Source organism: Fervidobacterium riparium (assembly GCF_025370035.1).
Lineage (GTDB): Bacteria > Thermotogota > Thermotogae > Thermotogales > Fervidobacteriaceae > Fervidobacterium > Fervidobacterium gondwanense.
Genome location: NZ_CP009277.1, coordinates 818,906 through 839,629, shown reverse-complemented (window position 1 = coordinate 839,629; position 20,724 = coordinate 818,906). Strand labels below are relative to the sequence as shown.

Here is a 20,724-nt window from a genome sequence, read left to right as displayed (position 1 = left end):
ATTTCGGAAAATCAAAAGAGCTTAGATAAAAATTTTCCAACAGTCTTGAACGGTACATTCATTCCAAGCTTCACGTTAGGTCTGTTATCTCCGTGAAAATCACTACCTGCAGTTATTAACAAATCGTATTTCTTCGCTATGCTGAGAAGTTCCTCCGTCTGCTTCGGCAAATGAGTCGAATAGTACGCCTCTATGCCGTCTAAGCCTTTTGATATGAGGTAACGAATGAAGCTTTCGAGGTTTTCTACGCCGTCAGCTATAGGATAAGGTAGTCCATCCTTCAGAACTTGGTAGGGGTGTGCCAATATTGCAATACCACCTGCTTCCTTGATTAATTCTATAGCTTCTTGTGGTTTTAAACGTTTCTTTTCAACAAAAAGAGGTCCGCCATCTTTCAAATAGTTTCTAAAAGCCTCGTCAATAGTCTGCACGTACCCTTTTTCAACCATCAACCTTGCAAAATGCGGTCTTCCTATAGCTTTACCTTTCGCTATTTTCTTTATTTCTTCCATAGTTGCTTTAAACCCGAACTGATTCATTTTTTCCAAGATAATCTCATTTCTTTTGTTTCTATATTCAATAAGTTCGTTTAGCACGTGTGCTACTCTAAGTGAATCCTTAATATTGTACCCGAGTATGTGCAAACTGTCCGTAGGATAATCAGCACTTATTTCAACGCCTTTTATAACGGTTATGTCCGTTTCTTCTACTACAGAATCGAGTTCGTCAAAGCCAGAAATTGTATCATGATCAGTTATTGCCAACACTTCTAAACCTATCGTTTGTGCTTTTTGTATCAGTTCTTTCGGCTTGAGTGTACCATCAGAAGCTGTTGTATGAGTGTGAAGATCCAAAACCAATTGAATCACCTCCGATTTTTCGTGTTAATTATACCATATTTTGTGATATACTTAATATAAGTAACTGATAGCGAGAACGCACATGGAGGGATGCAAATTGAACAGAGAAGAAGCTTTAATACTCTTGAGAACGCACGTTTCAAACAAAAATCTTATAAATCATTGTCTTGCGTGCGAAGCTATCATGAGAAAATTGGCAAAGCACTTTGGTGAAGACGAAGAGGTATGGGGACTTGCGGGCTTACTCCACGATCTTGATTACGACTATACAAAAGACAAACCAGAAGAGCATGGGCTCAAAAGTGTAGAGATTCTTAATGGGAAGGTTTGCGATGAAATAAAAAACGCTATACTAGCTCACTGCGAGAAGAAAACGCCCGAGACAACTATGGAAAAGGCACTTTATGCGGTGGATCCAACAAGTGGATTCATAGTAGCCGCGGCTTTAATAAGACCTGAAAAAAAGCTCGAGGTTGTAGATGTTCCTTTCTTACTTAATAGGTTTAAAGAGAAGGGATTTGCAAAAGGTGCAAACAGAGAGCAGATGAAATCTTGCGAAAACATAGGGCTTAGCTTAGAGGAATTTTACACATTAGCACTCGAAGCGATGAAAGAAATATCAGATAAGATAGGTCTGTAAAAAGAGGTGTAACATGAATTTTGTACCTTGGATTATCTCTTTTTCAGCTGTTTTTGTTGATAACGTTTTTAGAGATTATTTTAGTATAACTCCCTTGTATTTCTTGTTTGAGTCAGTTGTGGAGGAAAAGCCAACTTTGAAAATTGCAAGGCTGTTGATATTCTCTGTTTCATATCAAAGTTTTGCAGCGATGAATTTAAGTTTAATATGGGTTGCTATTACGTTTTTTATAATTATGATAGAATTGTACAGAGATAATTTTTATTATCCTTGGAGCGCATCATTGTTACAAGCTGTGATATTTTTGCTACCTTACTATTATCTCTATCCGTTTTCATATGTTTATGGTTATATTGTTAATGTAATTTTATTCGTTTATGCATATAGAAAATTAGAGCTCGGAGGTGCAAGATAATGGAAATAAAGTTACCGGATGGAAGTGTAAGAAGATACGAAGGAAGTGTGACGCCAGGACAAATTGCTAAGGACATTTCAGAAGGTCTGTGGAGAAATTCTGCCGGTGCGTTGGTAAATGGACAACTTTGGGACTTAGAAAGACCTATTGATTACGACTGTGAATTAAAGATTGTTAAATTAGACGACCCAGAAGCGGTAGAGATTTATAGACACACGATGTCTCACATTATGGCTCAGGCAGTAATGCGCATCTATGGCGAAGAGAATGTCAAGCTTGGCATCGGTCCAACAATCGAAAATGGTTTTTACTACGATTTCGATATTGCTAATGCAAAGATCGCTGAAGAAGACTTGGAAAAAATCGAAGAAGAAATGAAGAAGATAATAAAAGAGGACTTAAAAATTGAGCGTTTTGAGTTGCCAAAGGACGAAGCGATAGAGCTGATGAAGAAAAAGAACCAACCATACAAAGTAGAGCTTATAGAGGAGATACCGGATGAGAAGGTAAGTTTTTACAGACAAGGAGAATTCGTTGATTTGTGTCGTGGTCCTCATCTACCGAGCACAGGTAAGGTTAAGCATTTCAAATTATTATCTGTTTCTGGTGCTTACTGGAGAGGCAACGAAAAGAATCCAATGCTTCAAAGAATATACGGAACAGCATTTTCAAAGAAAGATGAACTCGAAAGTTATTTAAAAATGCTTGAAGAGGCTAAGAAAAGGGACCACAGGAAACTCGGCCCTCAACTAGAACTTTTCTTCATAAATACAGATGTTGCAGCCGGAATGCCGATATTCCTTCCATATGGAATGACAATTCTGAAAGAGTTGATGGAGTTATCGAGAAAGCTCCATAAAAAGTACGGTTACAAAGAAGTTGGCACACCACTTATAATGCACGAGAAACTGTGGAGGCAGAGCGGACACTGGGATCACTATAAAAACAACATGTATTTCACCGAAAAAGAGGAAGTAACTTACGCTGTAAAGCCTATGAACTGTCCGGGGCACATTCTTATCTATAAGAATAGACCAATCTCTTACAAAGATCTTCCGATCAGATTGTTTGAATTCGGTAGAGTCCACAGATACGAACGCGGTGGCGTTTTGCATGGTTTACTGAGAGTCAGAACGTTTACGCAAGATGACGCTCACATATTCTGTCGTGAAGATCAAATTGTCGAAGAAGTAACGAATGTTGTGAGATTCATAAACGAATTATACAGCGTGTTCGGCTTCACATACAGGGCAACACTCAGCACTATGCCTGAAGATCATATGGGCGACGAAGCAACTTGGGAAAAAGCAACCGTAGCTCTAAGAAATGCCCTTGAAGAAACGGGTGTACCATTTGTGGTTGCTGAAGGTGAAGGAGCATTCTACGGACCGAAGATCGATTTTCACGTACGCGATGTCATCGGAAGGGAATGGCAGTGTGCAACGATACAGCTCGACTTCCAAATGCCAGAAAGATTCAATATCACGTATAAAGACGCTGACGGTATGGAAAAAAGACCTGTCATGATCCACAGAGCGCTGTATGGTTCAATCGAAAGATTTTTCGGTATACTCATAGAACACTTCGCGGGCGCGTTCCCAACGTGGCTTGCTCCGGTTCAAGTAGTTGTATTACCTGTTTCCGAAAAGTACGTGGAGTATGCACGTAATTTATATCAAGAATTAGATAAAAACGGTATCAGAGTTGAATTGGATGATAGAAACGAAACACTTGGTTACAGGATACGTGAAAATCAGTTGAAGAAAGTACCATACATGATAATAGTTGGTGAGAAAGAAAAGGAGACGGGGAAAATATCGCTCAGAACAAGGGAAGGAAAAGATCTCCACGACATAGAGTTGAAAGATTTTGTTGAAAGAGTGAAGCATGAGATATTTGTGAAAAGCTCAACACTGAGTTTTTAACCCTTAATGTTCAACAATCCGAACGCAAAAAGTGAGGTGGTAATTTGTTACCAGAGAAGCTTTTGAAAGAGTTCAGATCTGCATTTGGAATGGATCCAATCTGTCATGACACAGAAAAAGGTACGTGCATATTCGAACAGAATGGATATATAGTCATCAAGACAAATGGTGTACTAATCGCGCAGTTTAAGGATGATGAATCAAGTTACGGAGACATATTGTCATTCTATGCAAAAAAGGCAGGGTTGCTGTCCCCTGCAGAACGTGATATAGAGAAGATATTACGCTCAATGTTTGTCAACCTTATAGTTTTAACAGAAGTTGAAGACAGATATGGTTTTTCACATTCCCAAAGGGTTGCAAAGATAGCGGAAGGCTTTGCAATGTACCTTAACATGAAACCGGAAGAAGTAGAGGATTTAAAAAACCACGCCTTGCTCCATGATGTTGGAAAGATAGCAATTGAACAGCTGATGCTTTACTCTCCAACAAGGTTAAGAACGTTCGAAACGCACTACGAAGACCATCCAACAATGGGAACTATATACCTATCAATACATGAAAGCCTCTGGAGATACATACCAACAGTTAGGAACCATCATGAAAAATGGGACGGTACAGGTTTTCCGGACAAACTGAAAGGAACAGACATACCGTACTTTGCGAGAATCATAGCTATTCTCGACTACTATGATGAAGTGACAAATTTCGTCTCTGCAGACTGGGACAGTGAGATAAAGACACCGAAACAGGCGATAAACGAAATTAAGAGAATGGCTGGAACATTCTTTGATCCGGATTTGGTTAACAAATTTGTAGAATTCATGCAGACGGTGCACAAAATCGAAGTATGAATCAACGTTTCTTAGCACTGGCAACATTCAAGTAGAGGGGGGATTGAAATGTTATCACCTGTTGCTTTTTGGATCGTATTTGGGGTCGTGCTAATGGTAATAGAGATATTCACACCCACATTTTTCATCTTTTGGTTTGGAATCGGTAGTCTTGCTGCTGCTGTTGTTGCGTATTTTTACGAAAACACACTTATCGAACTTCTCACTTTCATAGTGGTGTCTGGAGTATTGGTTTTGTTGACAAGAAAATTGGCAAAGAAATTAACAGGTGAAGAAGTTAGAAGCATTAATGTAGATGAAATAATTGGTAAAGAGGCAATAGTAATTGAGCGTATCGATAACATCAAAGGAAAAGGCGTTGTAAAGGTCAACGGCGATATGTGGAGAGCTGTTTCGATTGAGGATCATATAATAATCAACGAAGGTGCAAAGGTAATTATAGAAAAAGTGGAAGGAGCACATGTAGTTGTGCGACCATCAAGTTCGGCGGAATCTAAGGAATCTGATTAATGGCACTGAAATTATTTGAAAAGGAGGGGTCGTGATGTACATAGTTCTTCTTGCTATAGCGTTTTTGTTGTTAATAATTGCTGCTACTGGTATCAGAATTGTAAGACCGTACGAACGCGGATTGATAGAAAGGCTTGGAAAGTTTAAAAAAGAAGTGCGTTCAGGTTTACACTTCATAATCCCATTCTTTGATCGCATGATAAAGGTTGATATGCGCGAACATGTTATCGATGTACCACCTCAAGAGGTCATTACAAAAGATAACGTGGTTGTAGTGGTCGATGCTGTTATCTATTACGAAGTAACAGATGCATTCAAATCAGTGTACAATGTCAACAACTTTGAATTTGCAACTATAAAACTTGCGCAAACAAACTTGAGAAATGTCATAGGTGAACTGGAGCTTGACCAGACCCTTACGTCGAGAGAGAGTATTAATGCAAAGTTAAGAACAGTATTAGACGAAGCGACTGATAAATGGGGAATTAGGATTACGAGAGTCGAGATCAAGAAGATAGATCCACCAAAAGATATAATGGAAGCAATGAGTAAACAGATGAAGGCTGAAAGAACAAAAAGGGCAGCAATCCTTGAGGCAGAAGGTATTCGACAGTCTGAAATATTGAAAGCTGAAGGTGAAAAGCAGGCTGCGATATTAAAGGCTGAAGGTGAAGCGGAAGCAATAAAGAGAGTCGCAGAGGCTAATAAATACAAGCTGATAGCAGAGGCAGAAGGTCAAGCATTAGCTATTGTGAACGTTTTCAAAGCGATCCACGACGGTAATCCAACAAACGACCTAATAGCTATAAAGTACCTTGAAACTCTTAAAGAAGTTGCTAATGGACAAGCAACGAAGATATTCTTACCTCTTGAAGCCTCATCCGTTTTATCATCTGTGGGTGCTATGGCAGAATTGTTTAAAGATAGAAAAGTGGAGGACAAAAAGCAACAATGATAACGCCTTTTCTAAACATATTGTTCGGTAGTGGCATCAGTACACTTGTTGGAAGTATAGTTGGGCTCTTAGTTTCTTACAATATAATATCTAAAAGAGCTCGTGTTAGATACCAGCCGCTGTTTCTTTTTAACGACGTGATGATGCTAAGCATCATGACGCTTGTTTGGTATTACGTCGATAATCTATATCTTGCTTATCTATTCTTTATTATTATGTCTTCCGTCTTCCTGGTCTATAAATTGCTTGTTGCTGTGTACTCAATGGACAAGAGATTCAGATTACTTGTACTCTCACTTGGCGCAGATCACTCAGAGTATTCAAGATTTATATTAGAAAAGAATCTGGGAAGATTTTTCGCTAATATTTTGAAATTCTACGTGCTTTGTATAATAAGTTTTTTAACTTCACTGACCATTTGCGCTTCTGACATAGGTTTTTTCGGACTCATAGTTGGACTGGTATTTTCACTCGTTCAGACTGATTGAGTTTAAACTAACGAAAGGAGTTTTAGTGATGAAAAAAAAGCTTTTTGTGAACTATTCTCAGGCTATACTTAAGATTGGGGTAAACTTGCAAAATCAACAAAAGTTAATCGTGAACGCTTCTGTGGATCACAAAGACTTCGTAAGGATTTTCGTCGAACAGGCTTACGATTTAGGTGCAAAAGAAGTACTTGTCGTATGGAACGATACTTACATCTCCAGGCAAAAATTACTAAAAGCACCCGAAGAGGTAATTACTAACATATACAACTGGGAGATAGAAATGGCAAAAAGCTTTCTCGAAGACGGTGCTGCTACCGTCTCATTGGTTGGTTCGTATGCGGATCTGCTTGCCGACGTACCAGCCCAGAGAATAGGTGCAGCCACGAAAGCAAGACAAATAGCTTTCAAAGAGATTATGGAACGAACGATGATGAATAAAAACAGGTGGTGCGTCGCTGGCGTACCAAATCCTGAATGGGCACGAAAAGTTTACGGCACAGAAGACATTACACAACTTTGGAACGATATCCTATATATGGCAAGAATAGATGAAAATGGATATGATGCGTTACTCAAGCATCTGGAAAATCTTAAAAATAGAAAGGACTACCTTAATGAGATGAAATTTGAGGCATTGAGATACGAAGGACCTGGTACAGAATTAGTTGTTGAATTGCCACGCGCTCATCTTTGGCTAAGCGGTGTAGAACACGATGTTAATGGTGTACCTTTCTTACCAAACATCCCAACTGAAGAAGTGTTTACAGCCCCGTATAAATATGGGGTTAATGGAAAAGTCTCAAGTAGCATGCCGTTGGTATACCAAGGAAATATTATAGATGAGTTCTGGCTCGAATTCAAAGATGGAAAGGTTATAAACTTTGATGCAAAGAAAGGAAAAGAGGTCTTACAGCAACTTATAGCTACTGATGAAGGAGCATCATATCTTGGTGAGGTTGCACTTGTCGATGTGACATCACCAATATATAAACTTGGAAAAGTTTTCTACAACACACTGTACGATGAAAATGCGGCTTCGCATTTTGCATTGGGACGAGCATACCCAACTTGTGTTGAGAGCTTTGGTGGAGATCCAGAGAACGCTGGTATAAACATGAGCATTACACATGTAGACTTCATGGTTGGCAATGACAAAATGAATGTCTACGGGATTAAAGGCGGTAAGGAATATCAATTAATGAAAAACGGCCTTTGGCAAATTTAAACTTCTCTACACGAATATCAAAAGCTGTGTTATAATATTTTGTGAATTAAATCACTTATAGTTTAATTTTTCTAAAAGGAGGTAAAAGTTATGAGCTTTGACAAACAACAGTTCGTTCATGAATTAATAACGCCAAACAGCAGCAAGATTGTTCTTTTGGTTATGGATGGTATCGGTGATCTTCCAAATGAAGAAGGCTTGACACCACTTATGAAAGCAAATACTCCAAACCTTGATAAAGTTGCACAGATGAGTGACCTTGGTCAGACAATCCCAGTTCTTCAAGGAATAACACCAGGTAGTGGACCAGGGCATCTTAGCCTTTTTGGATACGACCCAATTAGATACCAGATAGGCCGTGGAATTCTCGAAGCTCTTGGCGAAGATATCGATGTTGGAGAACTCGATGTTGTTGCAAGAGGAAATTTTGCAACAATACAAGGTGACATCGTAGTTGACAGAAGAGCTGGAAGGCCAGCAACTGAAGAAAGCGCTAAGGTAGTGGAAATTCTTAACGCAAACATCAAGGAAATAGAAGACGTAAAAGTTCAGTTCTACCCTGGCAAAGAACACAGATTTGTCCTCAAACTAACAGGGGAAGGCCTTTCAGACAAAATTGAAGACGCCGATCCACAAAAAGAGGGGAAGCCGATAAAATTCACCTCTGCGCTTTCACCAGAAGCAGAAAAGACAGCAAGGATAGTTAACAAACTTTTGGAGAGAATCAAAGAAGTTCTAAAAGACCAACCAAAGCTGAACTTCGCACTTGTAAGGGGATTTTCAAAATACCCACAACTTCCACAATTCCCGGAAGTTTACAAATTGAAAGCGGGAGCTATCGCAGTCTACCCAATGTACAAAGGGTTAGCAAAATTAGTCGGAATGACGATTATTCCAACCGGACAGACAATAGAAGATGAAATCGAGACTTTGAAAACAGAATGGAATGACTACGACTTCTTCTTCGTACATATTAAAAAGACGGATTCATACGGCGAGGATGGAAAATTTGACGACAAGGTGCATGTTATAGAAAACGTTGATAAAATAATCCCAGAAATACTTGCACTTAATCCCGATGTGTTAGTTGTAACAGGCGACCATTCAACACCATGTGCCATGAAAGGACATTCATTCCATCCAGTACCAATTATGTTCTGCGCAAAATACACAAGAAAAGGCCTTTCCAAAGCATTCAACGAATTTGAATGTGCAAGGGGGACAATTGGTACAATTCATGCAACAGACGTTATGAACTTAATAATGGCATATTCAGGAAAATTTGAGAAATTCGGTGCGTAATAAGAAATCCTAAATAATTTAGAGTGAAATGTGGGGGAGTATCTTGGGGGGATACAAATTTACACATCATTTTACTACTTCGGGTGTGCAATTTTAGGTGCGTTAGTGGGAGCTTATTATAAGTTCCCACTTTTCTTTTTGGCAATTCCACTCTTGTTTTTCAAAAAGCCAAGAATTGGCTTGGCGTTTCTTATATTCTTCATTGTAAATCTCGGATTCGTCGGAAATGTGACTGTTAAAACGGAATTCGTTGGTGTAGTTAAGAGCGTTCAAAACAATTCTTCAATTCTGAAACTATCATACTTTGATGGAGTGAACTGGAAAAAGTTAGGCTTTGATGTTTTATTGTACAACGAGGAAAAGTTAGGTACCATAGTCTATTTCAAAGGCGAGTTGCGACGCAGAAACAGTTATCCTTTCTATTATGCCAAGCCAACTTACTTAGCAACAGCAACGAACTACAATTCCTTCAAACACAGAATTTACAATCACTTCGAAGCCTTTCGAAGGTATGTAAGTAAGATCAATCCATTTTACGAAAGCCTCTTCGGTTCAGCGGCGAGAGACGAAGATTTTATACAAAGCGGTTTGTATCATATATTTTGTGTTTCTGGCATGCATGTATCTTTGCTATATCTATTCGCTCTTTCAATAGTGAAACTTGTAACACACAGGAAATTTCTCAGAATAATTTTATCACTGCTATTTCCAACAATTTTTGTCATCGGTTCTGGTATGAACCTTCCTGCCTTTAGAGCACTTCTTATGTTAGTGCTATCTTCAATCTTTCAATTAGCTGACTATAAGATAAATCCGATAAATACTGTATCTATTATTGGAACAGCGATGATCATTGCAAATCCGGAAATCGTTTACTCACTGTCCTTTTACATGACGTTTTTTGCCACAATTGGTGTGCTGGTATGCGACAATAAAATTTTGACAAATGTCGGAGGTTTTCTTGGTAGTGCTCCTTACGTTTCGCTAATTAATCCAGTTAATCCATTTTCGATAGTAGGCACTATAATTGTCTCCATTCCAGTGCAGATAATAATGTTTGGATTAACAATTAGCTATTTACTTTTCTCCAGTAAAATGTACTACCTCTCGTCATTTGTGCTGTATGCACTCTCACCATTTGCTTGGTTTGTGAAACTCGTTGCTCAAACGCTATCAAAATTCCCTACTATACCGCGACACCCTTCAATAACAATAGCATTTGCATTGACATACGTAATATTCATAGCGATAGTTATAGAAAATAAACGCGGTACCAACCTAAATATGGTACCGCGTAATATATAAAGAAAAAATTCTTTTATTTTTTCTTCTTCTTTGTACATTTCGGACAAAGACCTCTGAACTTTAAATCGACCTCTTCGATAATGTACCCTTTACTACTCATTAGTTGCAAATATTCTCTCATAACATTTTCAGGAGAAAGCTCACCCTTCAACTCGTAGATCTTTCCGCATGAAGTACAGATAAAATGTGAATGTTTCTCTTCCTTATCAACCAATTCATATCTGAAAACGCCTTCATCAAATTGAAGTCTTCTCAAAAAGCCGAGTTCGACGAGTAAATCTATAGTTCTATATACCGTTGCCTTACTGACATTCAATTTTCTGCTTATAAGGTATCTGTAAACCTCTTCAGCTCCAAGATGCTCACTATTTGTTTCGATAAAGACTTTCAACACTTGTTCACGTTGAGGAGTCATTCGGCATTTCCGATCTTTAAGCTCTTTTTTTAAGCTATCTACGTGCATATTCTCGCCCCTTCGTTATGCGTTCATAACAGGCTTAATATCTATTTTCCAGCCTGTAAGTTTTGCTGCAAGTCTTGCATTCTGTCCTGCTTTGCCAATAGCCAGAGACAACTGATTTGGCGAGACAAGCACTCGCGAAGCCTTTGCCTCGTAGTCGAGAATTTCAACTTCAATGACGGAAGCAGGCAGCAAAGCGTTTGCAATTAATTCTTTTGGATCTTCCGACCATTTGATTATATCTATCTTTTCTATCTTGAGTTCTTTTAAGACGGATGCAATTCGAGAACCTTCGTTACCAATACAAGCACCAACTGGGTCTATCTTTGGATCCTTCGAAATGACAGCGATTTTCGTTCTCACTCCTGGTTCTCTCACAACTTTTACTATTTCGACCGTGCCATTCTCCAGTTCAGGCACTTCAAGTTTAAGTAATCCAGTCACAAACTCTGGATCCGTTCGTGAAACTATTATCTTTGGTCCTTTTTTATCTTTCTTTACTTCTCTTACATACACCTTTATGAAATCCGATTGCTCAAAGACTTCGCCGGGTATCCATTCCTTTTTCGGTAAGTGCGTCTCGAGTTTACCTATACGAATATCGAGCCATTCGGGTGTAACTTTCAACACTTCAGCAACAACAACTCGTCCAACAAGCTCTGAATACCGTTCGTACTGCTTTTCTTTTTCAATCTCTCTAATTTTCTGAACAAGGACCTGTTTTGCAACTTGTATCGCAAACCTGCCGAGTTTTTTAACGTTCATTTTCTTCTTCACAATGTCTCCGATCACTGCGTCCGGTTTGATTTTCAGTGCCTCATCCAAGGAGATCTGGAGCGTGTCGTTCTCAACCTTGTCGACAACTTCAAGGAGCTGATAAGCTTCTATCTCTCCTGAAAGTCTGTTAATAACTATTTCGACGTTTCTTTCTCCTGTCTTGTTCTTGTAAGCGCTCATGATAGCTTTCTCGAGTATGCTAATCGATTCTTCTACAGAAATTCCTTTTTCTCTTTCAAGTTCTCTCAATGCCTCTAACAACATCGGGCTGTTCATCGCTCAATCTACCTCCTATCAATCCATTGTTATTCTTCTATCTCTAAATTAGCAGATTTGATATCTTTGTAATCAAACGTAATTTCTTTTCCATCAACTTCGATTACAATCTTTTCATTTTCGGTATCAACGTTTCTAATGTAACCTCTAACCGTTTTTGTGGTCTTAACTTTTGCATAACTTCCAACAAATCTCTTAAAGTCGTCTATGCTTCGTAGAGGTCTATCGAGTCCTGGTGAAGAAACTTCGAGATAATATCTTCCTGGGATCAAGTCTTCTGAATCTAAGATTCTTTCAACTTCGTACGATACATTTTCACAGTCCTTAGTGCTAACGTAATCTTCGAGTTTGTCAATCACAATAGTCAGTATCCATCTTCCAGACTGCAATTTGTACTTCACATCAAAGAGTACAAGGCCATGTTTTTCAACAACTGGCTTAACCAACTCCGCAACTCTCTTTTCTATTTCCTTCGCACTTAGCATTGCAACCGCCTCCACCTCATAATTTTTTTTCGAAAAGGATAATCGAAAAACCGGGACAGTTGTCCCGGTTTTACAAATACACTTTCTCGGCTTCGAAAATCTGGCGGAGAGGGTGGGATTTGAACCCACGGGTGGTTTGTGGCCACCGCACGCTCTCCAGGCGTGTGCCTTAGACCCCTCGGCCACCTCTCCTTTGTCAGTTCGTGAAATGAGCATTATTATTATACCACATAGTTTCAAAAATTCAAGATTCAGCGTTACAAAAAACAGATTCTGACAATTTTAGAAAAAAGGTATGTCCCATGAGGGACATACCTTTGTCATTCTTCAGGTCTTCGCTCTTAGCAGATTACTTTTGACATAATCTTAGCTAATTCAACAAAGCTTTCTTTTAGGCTTGCTCCTCCAACAAGAGCACCATCGATGTCCTTCTTTACAAACAATCCGAAGAAATTTTCAGGCGTAACACTACCGCCGTAGAGTATTGTAACTGACTGAGCAACTTCTTCGCCATATATTTGACCGAGCAATTTTCTCACAAATTCATGAGCTTCTTGTGCTTGTTGAGGTGTCGCAACAACTCCTGTTCCAATTGCCCATACTGGTTCGTACGCTATTACAACTCTTGTAACCTCATCTGCTGAAATTCCGTAAAGACCTTCACGAACTTGCTTTTCCAAGACGCAGAACGTCAATCCTTTTTCCCTTTCTTCCAATGTTTCACCTATACAGAAAATTGGAGTTAGTCCCTCTTTCAACGCTTTCTTAACCTTCTTGTTGATAAGCTCATCGGTTTCTCCGAATATCTTTCTTCTCTCGCTGTGTCCAATTATAACTGCCTCTACGCCGAGTTCTTTAAGCATTTTTGGTGATACTTCACCGGTGAAAGCTCCAATATCTTCAAAATACATGTTTTGAGCAGCAAGTTTTATATTGCTTGAACTTACTACTTCCCGAACCCTATCAAGTGCAACAAATACAGGGGCTACGTATATGTCAAAAGAATTAAACCCAGCAAGCGCATTCATTAGCGTATTTGCAAAGAATTGCGCCTCACTGGGTGTTTTATTCATTTTCCAATTTCCAGCAAGAATAAATCTCCTGTTAATTATTTTTTTTTATCTGCGATTGATGTGATACCAGGCAGTTCTTTACCTTCTAAGAATTCAAGAGAAGCACCGCCACCTGTTGATACATGACTGAACTTCTTCTCAAGACCAAATTGAGAGACTGCTGCTGCGCTGTCTCCACCGCCAACAACTGTTGTTACACCTTTTTCAGTCAATGAAGCAATGAATTCGGCAACAGCCTTCGTTCCAGCTGCAAAATCTTCGATTTCAAACACACCAAGTGGTCCATTCCACACAACAGTCTTTGCATCGGCAAGTTTTGATTTTATAAGCTCAATGCTCGCTGGTCCTACATCAAAACCGCTCCAACCTTCTGGAATGCCTTCTTCGCATGTGAAGACTTTCTTCTCAACCCCAGCCTCCATCTTCTGTGCACATACAGCATCGGTTGGTATAACAAGCTCAACACCTTTCTCTTTTGCCTGCTCAAGCATCTGTTTTGCAAGTTCAATTTTATCCTCTTCAACGAGAGAATTTCCTGTCTGTTTGCCGAGTGCTCTCCAGAATGTGAACATCATAGCGCCACCGATGATTATTCTATCTGCCTTGCTGAGAAGGTTTGTGATAACCCCTATCTTGTCGGAAACCTTCGCACCGCCAAGAACGACTACATAAGGTTTATCTGGGTTGAGTGTTGCTTTGGCAAGGAATTTAATTTCCTTTTCCATCAAGAAACCAGCAACTGATGGAATGTACTGCGCAATACCGACGTTACTTGAATGGGCTCTGTGAGCTGTACCGAATGCATCGTTAACGTGGAGATCCGCTAAACTTGCCCATTTTTTTGCAAGTTCAAGATCGTTCTTTTCCTCGCCTGCATCGAACCTTGTGTTTTCAAGCATCAAGACTTCGCCTTCTTTTAGCTCGGCGACAGCTTTCTCGACCTCTTCTCCGTAAAGTGCAGGTACGAATTTTACCTCCTTGCCAAAAAGCTCTGCAAGTCTATCTGCAACTGGTTTCAGCGTATATTTAGGATCTGGACCCCCCTTTGGCCTGCCGAGGTGTGAGAGAAGAATTACCTTTGCACCGTTATCGAGAGCGTATTTTATTGTTGGAAGAGCCTCGACTATCCTTGTATCGTCCGTAACTTTACCTTCTTTTGTCGGAACATTAAAGTCGACCCTCATTATTACCCTTTTACCCTTGAGCTCAACATCTCTTATCGTTAACTTTTCCATCTTATTCACCTCCATAAATTTCTTATCAAACATGAAGAATTATAGAAACAGTAGAAAAAAGGGGGACAAGTCCCCCCCTTATTTGGTTTCAAAATTAAAGCATCGTTGCAACTTTCTCGATTGTATCAACAACTCTGCAGGTGTAACCGTATTCGTTATCGTACCAGCTGTAGACTGTTACGAATGTTCCATTCATAACTTTTGTGAGTGTTGCATCGTAGATACCTGCGTATGTTGTTCCAATTATGTCAGAGCTGACGATCTCTTCGTCGTTGTACTTAATGATGCCTTTGAGTTTGCCCTCTGTAGCAGCTTTAACTTTTGCGTTTACTTCTTCCGCTGTTGTTGCTTTTTCCACCTGTACGCTCAAAACTGACATAGAACCATCTGGAGTTGGAACTCTAAGAGCCATTCCGTCGAGTTTACCCTTTACTTCTGGAACGACGAGAGCAACTGCCTTAGCTGCGCCTGTTGTTGTTGGAATAATATTCATCGCTGCAGCTCTTGCTCTTCTCAAATCCTTGTGTGGTAAGTCAAGAACTCTCTGGTCATTTGTGTAGCTGTGGACTGTTACGAGGTATCCTGTGACTATTCCGAACTCATCGTTGAGTACTTTAACAATTGATGCTATTGAATTTGTTGTACAAGATGCACATGAAATAATCTGGTGCTCTGGTGCGAGTTTATCTTCGTTACAACCGAATACTACTGTTATGTCCTCACCTTTTGCTGGAGCTGTGATTATAACTTTCTTCGCTCCTGCTTGAATGTGCTTCATCGCTCCATCTCTTTCTGTGAACTTACCTGTTGATTCAATAACAACATCGACACCAAGGTCTTTCCATGGAAGGTTCGCTGGATCCTTTTCTGCAAATACTTTGATTTCCTTTCCATCAATGATAATGGAATTTTCTGTTGCCTTTACTTCTCCCGGGAAAATTCTATGAACTGAGTCATATTTAAAGAGATGAGCTAATGTCTCTGGTTTGTCCAAATCGTTAATGGCAACAACCTCAACGTTACTACCGCGGCGAATGAGTTCCCTCAAAACAAGTCTTCCTATCCTTCCGAAACCGTTAATAGCTATCTTCATCTTACTCCCTCCTTAAATCAAGTATTGTAGAGACTTCCCAATTTATTTTTCTTCCCACCTCGTGAAAAATTGTACAATATAATTATTACATTTGCTACAAAAATCAGGTTAAGATTTTGAAATATTTTTTGCATACTCAAGCATATAACAGATAGAAAGAATTTTTACAGTTTATTTAGTCATAACTAATTATATTTTACCACAAAAAAGATTAACAAGCAATACTTAATCATTTCGAGTTGCAAGTAAATTTATTTGATTGTATAATATATTTTACAACAAACCAATAAGCAAAAAAGATAAAAAATATTTCTTTGAAGAGGTGGTATTACATATGATACTGAGCATCTTACTTCTCATAATCGGTTTTGTCTTTGTCTCTATTGGCTCAGACAAATTGGTTGAAGGTGCGTCAACTTTAGCGAAAAAACTAAAGGTTTCTGATTTATTAATAGGTCTTACAATTGTAGCATTTGGTACTTCTGCACCAGAACTTGCTGTTAATATCGTTTCGTCCATTAAAGGAACATCAAATATAAGCTTAGGAAATGTTATTGGAAGTAATATTTTTAACATACTTGTTGTCGTTGGATTATCTGCTATGATAAAACCTGTAATAGTCCAACATTCTACATTGAGAAAAGAAATTCCATTAAGTTTAATAGCAGCACTTTCCATTCTTGCACTTGGAAACAAAACACCATCTGTTATAACAAGAGGAGATGGAATAGTTTTGTTACTATTCTTTGCGATATTCATGTCTTATATCTTGGAAATGGCACAAAAAGACCGTGAAATGTTTGAGGAACTTGAGAAGACCAAAGAAAAACAATTAGGTACAATTATCTCTATTCTATACATAATTGGTGGGCTTGCAGGTTTGGTTTTTGGCGGTAGATGGATAGTAAACGGCGCAGTTGACATAGCAAAAGCTTTTGGTGTCTCAGATAAACTCATAGGATTAACCATAGTAGCTGCGGGAACTTCCATTCCTGAACTTGCAACATCTTTAGCTGCAATAATAAAAGGCAATAACGAAATAGCACTTGGTAATGCAGTAGGTTCTAATATATTCAATGTATTCTTCATACTGGGTATATCAGCTGTTATAAAACCCATAGTTTACACAACTGTTTTGAACTTTGACGTAACTTTGCTTGTCATAATTACTGTAATATTGTTACTATTTTCAAAAAATTTGAAAATAGAGAAATTTGAAGGGTTGCTTATGGTATCAACTTACGTTGGCTACACAATTTACTTAATCTATCGTGGATAAATATCCATCGAGGTGAAACTTATTTGTTATTCGAACACCTTCAATATTACGGTGTTTCAAGAAAAATTATCGAAGCGATGAATAAAATTGACAGGAAATTATTTGTTCCAAGCGAACTCCAAGAAAGTGCTTATCTTGATATTCCACTCCCTATAGGTTATGGTCAAACAATCTCAGCTCCACATATGGTTGGAATGATGTGTGAGTATCTTGAACTAAAAGATGGGGACAGAGTTCTCGAAATAGGTACAGGAAGTGGTTACAACGCAGCGGTTATGAGCCTACTCGTTGGTGAAAGTGGCTGGATATACGCCATCGAACGAATACCAGAACTCGCGCAAGAAGCTCAAAAAAGAATCAATTTGCTCGGAATAAAAAACATAACCATCACCATCGGCGATGGCAAAGAAGGTTTTGAAGAATATGCCCCTTTTGACAAAATCACAGTAACTTGTTATGCTAAGCACATTCCGAAAAAATTAATTGAGCAATTGAAAGACAATGGGATAATGGTTATTCCAGTTGGTAATGAGTATGTCCAGATACTAAAACTAATTAGAAAATCAGGAGAAAAAATTATTGAAGAAGATCTAACTCACGTGCGATTTGTACCAATGCAGTAGTTTACTAATTAAACTTATTCTTGAAACTCCTCGTACAATTTCTGGATCGACAACTTGCCCCATGTATATGTAACCAACGACGCACTTGCATTTCCGATAACTATTCCCCACCAAACTCCAGCTAAACCTATTTTTATAACATCGACAAATAGCCATGTCCAAAATAATTGGAATATGATAGTTCTAAGAATAGTTGCCACAAGACTTTTAAAACCTTGACCAATTCCCTGAAACATCCCGGACGTGAGCATTCCAAGAGGAGTACCTGGTAAAAATAAACACAAAATTTTTAATGCTTGAGAAATATTTTCAAGCAATTGACTAGATGCTTTTGAATAAGCGAAAAGAAATGCTAACTGCTTTGAGAAGATGAATATTCCTAACATTATGGTTAAACTAAAAAGCTCCGCAAATTTTATAGCATAACTTAGCGCGTCTTGTATCCTTTTTACATTTCTAGCACCGTAAGCTGCACCTGTAACTGGTGTTACAGCAGAAGAAATACCTATAATAGTCAACGTTCCAAGGTTTATTATTCTCCATGCTCCCGTAAAAGTCGCAACTCCAACATCCCCTCCAGCACTCACAGCAAATCTATTCAAAACATAAATTGCAATTGACATCGTTATTTGAGCCAGCGCCGTTGGAAAACCAACTATGGAAATATCTCGGAGATATTTACCATTGTATTTAAACTTCTTCAAAGAGATCTTTAAAAAAGTTTTATCGGAAAAGAATAAATAATAGATAAATATAAACGTCGCCGATATAATAGATATTCCAGTAGCCCAAGCCGCACCTTCAATTCCCAGTTTAAATGTGTATATAAAAATAGGATCCAAAAAGATGTTCAATATAGAACTAAATGTTACAGCATACATAGGTCTTTTAGAATCACCTTCACCACGTAATATTCCTACAGCGGTGTTGTTAAACATTAGAAATGGTGTAAACAAAAAAATTATAAACCCATAATCATATGCTTTCTGAAGCGCTTCACCACTCGCGCCAATACCTTTAAGAACAGGTATCAACGTTGTGATACCTATTAAAACTGTAAAAAGTGAAACAATCAGCGAAAGTAAGATCGAATGTTCCGCTACGGAATTTGCACCTTCGTAATCCTTCTCACCTATCTTTCTGGAAATAGCCGAACTTGTTCCAACAGTTATTCCCGTCGCGATCGAAACAACAATCATAAAGATTGGGAAGAAAAATCCCATAGCTGCAAGTGTAACAGCTCCAAGTCCGGCAACCCATATAGCGTCAACAAGGTTATATATTGTCTGGACAAACATGGAAATCATATTTGGAATAGATAACTTTACAATGGCTTTCCTGTAATCTCCGAGCAGCAATTCTATATTTCGATTGTTCATCGCTTATCCTCCAATCGTCAAACTAGTAATTTGATAGAATTTTTTCATCTCATCAAGCGCTTTCAAAGCTATTTTTTCCCTGTCTTTTCCCCCGCCGAGTAATCCAAAATTTGCGTACATTGGTTTAAGCTCTGGAGCGGTTGTTATGTATCTTACTAATGCGCCACACATAGTCTTTTCTGGAAATTTTATCATATCCTTACCCAAAATTAATCTTGAAATATTTAAGCCGACGTATAATCCAGTCATAGCAGATTCAACATAACCTTCAACACCTGTAATCTGTCCAGCAAAGAATACATTTGGCATTTTCTTTAATCTCAAATACTCATCCAAAACCTTTGGGGAGTCTATATAACTATTTCTATGCATCACACCATATCTTAGAATTTCCGCGTTTTCTAACCCAGGAATTAATTGAATTATTCTTCTTTGCTCTCCCCACTTTAATCTTGTCTGGAACCCAACGATATTGTACATAGTCCCTTCAACGTTTTCTTTTCTCAATTGAATGACAGCATATGGTTCTTTCCCCGTTTTTGGATCTACAATACCAACAGGTCTCAGAGGACCGTAACGCATGGCATCCTTACCACTTCGAGCTATTTCTTCAATCGGTTGGCACCTCTCAAATAAAAGTTTTCTGTCAAAATCTTCTATCTCTATAACTTGAGCGTTTACAAGTTCATTCCAAAACCTTTCATATTCTTCTTTTGTCATAGGGCAGTTAATATAGTCACCTGTGCCTACACCGTATCTATCAGCAACAAAACAAACGTCCATATTAATACTTTCTGCACTAACAATTGGTGCAACAGCATCAAAGAAATTAAAAAATCCACCAGTTTGTTCCCTTATCCATTCAGCAAGCTTTCCATCTGTAGTTGGACCTGTAGCGATTATCCATATATCATCGGTATAAGGTTTTTCCACCTCTTCCCACACTACTTTAACAAGTCCAGTTTGAAGAAGTTTTTCAGTAACACACTGAGAAAATTTTTCTCTATCAACAGCTAAAGCCTTACCAGCAGGCACGCTATTATTGTAAGCACATTCTAAAATTAAACTTCCCCATATTTCCATTTCCGCTTTTAGTAAACCTTCGGCATTCTTCAAGTCAGTAGATTTTAACGAGTTACTACAAACAAGCTCTGCAAAATTTTCACTTACATGCACTGGTGATTTCTTTACTCTTTTCATTTCATGTATAACTACATTAAAACCATTTTTTACAAGTTGCCAAGCAGCTTCAGAACCTGCAAGCCCTGCTCCAATGATGTGAACTAATTTATTCATAGAAAAAAATAACTCCTTTCTTTCATTAAATAATTTTCAACAGCAAAAAGATTATACCACAACATCCACAATGGTAATAGTATAAACAAAAACCCCCTGAATCGAAATGATTCAGGGGGTGAGGATTTAAGAAATCCTGGGCACTACCTACTCTCGCAAGCGGTCGCCCGCTTACTACCATCGGCCCACGGTGGCTTAGCGGCCAGGTTCGGAATGGTTCTGGGCGTTTCCCACCGTAGTATCGGCACCCAGGTCATTCAAAAGTGCAT

21 protein-coding genes, 1 tRNA gene and 1 rRNA gene are annotated in these 20,724 nt (G+C 38.6%); 12 read left to right on the top strand and 11 right to left on the bottom strand.

All coding sequences use genetic code 11. The features are described from left to right. Window positions 1-11: 11 nt before the first annotated feature. Window positions 12-869 carry a PHP domain-containing protein gene (locus IB67_RS03805; RefSeq protein ID WP_498875484.1) on the bottom strand — a complete coding sequence of 286 codons (858 nt, stop codon included), beginning with the start codon at window positions 867-869 and terminating at the stop codon, window positions 12-14. A gap of 88 nt (window positions 870-957) precedes the next feature. Here IB67_RS03805 and IB67_RS03800 point away from each other — a divergent pair, with 88 nt between their 5' ends. The 10 genes from IB67_RS03800 to IB67_RS03755 all read left to right on the top strand — a co-directional run bounded on the left by IB67_RS03800 (window position 958) and on the right by IB67_RS03755 (window position 10,479). Next, window positions 958-1,500: an HD domain-containing protein gene (locus IB67_RS03800; protein ID WP_424696819.1), complete on the top strand. Its 543-nt coding sequence runs from the start codon at window positions 958-960 to the stop codon at window positions 1,498-1,500. 13 nt (window positions 1,501-1,513) lie between these two features. Next, window positions 1,514-1,915, top strand: a complete 402-nt coding sequence (locus IB67_RS03795; RefSeq protein WP_072760223.1) for a hypothetical protein — start codon at window positions 1,514-1,516, stop codon at window positions 1,913-1,915. Further along, window positions 1,915-3,840 (top strand): threonine--tRNA ligase, encoded by a 1,926-nt coding sequence (thrS, locus tag IB67_RS03790; RefSeq protein ID WP_072760225.1) that lies wholly within the window; start codon window positions 1,915-1,917, stop codon window positions 3,838-3,840. Before IB67_RS03795 ends, thrS begins: the two co-directional genes overlap by 1 nt. A gap of 44 nt (window positions 3,841-3,884) precedes the next feature. Continuing rightward, window positions 3,885-4,694 carry an HD-GYP domain-containing protein gene (locus IB67_RS03785; protein WP_072760227.1) on the top strand — a complete coding sequence of 270 codons (810 nt, stop codon included), beginning with the start codon at window positions 3,885-3,887 and terminating at the stop codon, window positions 4,692-4,694. A 48-nt stretch (window positions 4,695-4,742) separates the two neighbouring features. Next, a complete protein-coding gene (locus tag IB67_RS03780) occupies window positions 4,743-5,204 on the top strand; it encodes an NfeD family protein (RefSeq protein WP_072760229.1) in 462 nt (153 codons plus the stop codon). 34 nt (window positions 5,205-5,238) lie between these two features. Further along, window positions 5,239-6,159, top strand: a complete 921-nt coding sequence (locus IB67_RS03775; protein ID WP_072760231.1) for an SPFH domain-containing protein — start codon at window positions 5,239-5,241, stop codon at window positions 6,157-6,159. Further along, window positions 6,156-6,647: a hypothetical protein gene (locus IB67_RS03770; protein ID WP_072760233.1), complete on the top strand. Its 492-nt coding sequence runs from the start codon at window positions 6,156-6,158 to the stop codon at window positions 6,645-6,647. Before IB67_RS03775 ends, IB67_RS03770 begins: the two co-directional genes overlap by 4 nt. Before the next feature lie 28 nt (window positions 6,648-6,675). Then, the gene (locus tag IB67_RS03765; RefSeq protein WP_072760235.1) at window positions 6,676-7,872 is read left to right on the top strand and encodes an aminopeptidase; all 1,197 of its coding nucleotides are present in this window, start codon (window positions 6,676-6,678) and stop codon (window positions 7,870-7,872) included. A gap of 90 nt (window positions 7,873-7,962) precedes the next feature. Then, on the top strand, window positions 7,963-9,174 hold the full coding sequence (locus IB67_RS03760) for a 2,3-bisphosphoglycerate-independent phosphoglycerate mutase (protein WP_072760237.1): 1,212 nt from the start codon (window positions 7,963-7,965) through the stop codon (window positions 9,172-9,174). Between the two features lie 105 nt (window positions 9,175-9,279). Further along, window positions 9,280-10,479: a ComEC/Rec2 family competence protein gene (locus IB67_RS03755; RefSeq protein WP_498875483.1), complete on the top strand. Its 1,200-nt coding sequence runs from the start codon at window positions 9,280-9,282 to the stop codon at window positions 10,477-10,479. 13 nt (window positions 10,480-10,492) lie between these two features. Here the strand turns inward: IB67_RS03755 and IB67_RS03750 are convergent, their stop codons facing one another. From IB67_RS03750 to gap, 7 genes are all read right to left on the bottom strand, one after another. Continuing rightward, the gene (locus IB67_RS03750; RefSeq protein ID WP_072760239.1) at window positions 10,493-10,942 is read right to left on the bottom strand and encodes a Fur family transcriptional regulator; all 450 of its coding nucleotides are present in this window, start codon (window positions 10,940-10,942) and stop codon (window positions 10,493-10,495) included. 15 nt (window positions 10,943-10,957) lie between these two features. Further along, entirely contained in the window at window positions 10,958-11,992 is a 1,035-nt protein-coding gene (nusA, locus tag IB67_RS03745) for a transcription termination factor NusA (RefSeq protein WP_072760241.1), read from the bottom strand. Between the two features lie 29 nt (window positions 11,993-12,021). Continuing rightward, window positions 12,022-12,477 (bottom strand): ribosome maturation factor RimP, encoded by a 456-nt coding sequence (gene rimP, locus IB67_RS03740; RefSeq protein ID WP_072760243.1) that lies wholly within the window; start codon window positions 12,475-12,477, stop codon window positions 12,022-12,024. 101 nt (window positions 12,478-12,578) lie between these two features. Then, a tRNA-Ser gene (locus IB67_RS03735) sits at window positions 12,579-12,669 on the bottom strand. A gap of 149 nt (window positions 12,670-12,818) precedes the next feature. Beyond that, window positions 12,819-13,571 (bottom strand): triose-phosphate isomerase, encoded by a 753-nt coding sequence (tpiA, locus tag IB67_RS03730; protein WP_281246568.1) that lies wholly within the window; start codon window positions 13,569-13,571, stop codon window positions 12,819-12,821. Window positions 13,572-13,585: 14 nt separating this feature from the next. Next, window positions 13,586-14,785, bottom strand: coding sequence for a phosphoglycerate kinase (locus IB67_RS03725; RefSeq protein WP_072760247.1), 1,200 nt, complete (start codon window positions 14,783-14,785; stop codon window positions 13,586-13,588). Window positions 14,786-14,879: 94 nt separating this feature from the next. Continuing rightward, window positions 14,880-15,878, bottom strand: coding sequence for a type I glyceraldehyde-3-phosphate dehydrogenase (gap, locus tag IB67_RS03720; protein WP_498875482.1), 999 nt, complete (start codon window positions 15,876-15,878; stop codon window positions 14,880-14,882). Window positions 15,879-16,212: 334 nt separating this feature from the next. On the opposite strand from gap, the gene IB67_RS03715 reads away from it, so the two are divergent. Both IB67_RS03715 and pcm read left to right on the top strand, forming a co-directional pair. After that, a complete protein-coding gene (locus IB67_RS03715; RefSeq protein ID WP_498875481.1) occupies window positions 16,213-17,157 on the top strand; it encodes a calcium/sodium antiporter in 945 nt (314 codons plus the stop codon). Window positions 17,158-17,180: 23 nt separating this feature from the next. Next, window positions 17,181-17,780, top strand: a complete 600-nt coding sequence (pcm, locus tag IB67_RS03710) for a protein-L-isoaspartate O-methyltransferase (protein WP_498875480.1) — start codon at window positions 17,181-17,183, stop codon at window positions 17,778-17,780. A 14-nt stretch (window positions 17,781-17,794) separates the two neighbouring features. Here the strand turns inward: pcm and IB67_RS03705 are convergent, their stop codons facing one another. The 3 genes from IB67_RS03705 to rrf all read right to left on the bottom strand — a co-directional run bounded on the left by IB67_RS03705 (window position 17,795) and on the right by rrf (window position 20,707). After that, entirely contained in the window at window positions 17,795-19,159 is a 1,365-nt protein-coding gene (locus tag IB67_RS03705; RefSeq protein ID WP_498875479.1) for an MATE family efflux transporter, read from the bottom strand. A gap of 3 nt (window positions 19,160-19,162) precedes the next feature. Beyond that, window positions 19,163-20,455 carry a methylenetetrahydrofolate--tRNA-(uracil(54)-C(5))-methyltransferase (FADH(2)-oxidizing) TrmFO gene (trmFO, locus tag IB67_RS03700; RefSeq protein WP_011993917.1) on the bottom strand — a complete coding sequence of 431 codons (1,293 nt, stop codon included), beginning with the start codon at window positions 20,453-20,455 and terminating at the stop codon, window positions 19,163-19,165. A 135-nt stretch (window positions 20,456-20,590) separates the two neighbouring features. Then, window positions 20,591-20,707, bottom strand: a 5S ribosomal RNA gene (gene rrf / locus IB67_RS03695). Between the last annotated feature and the right edge of the window lie 17 nt (window positions 20,708-20,724).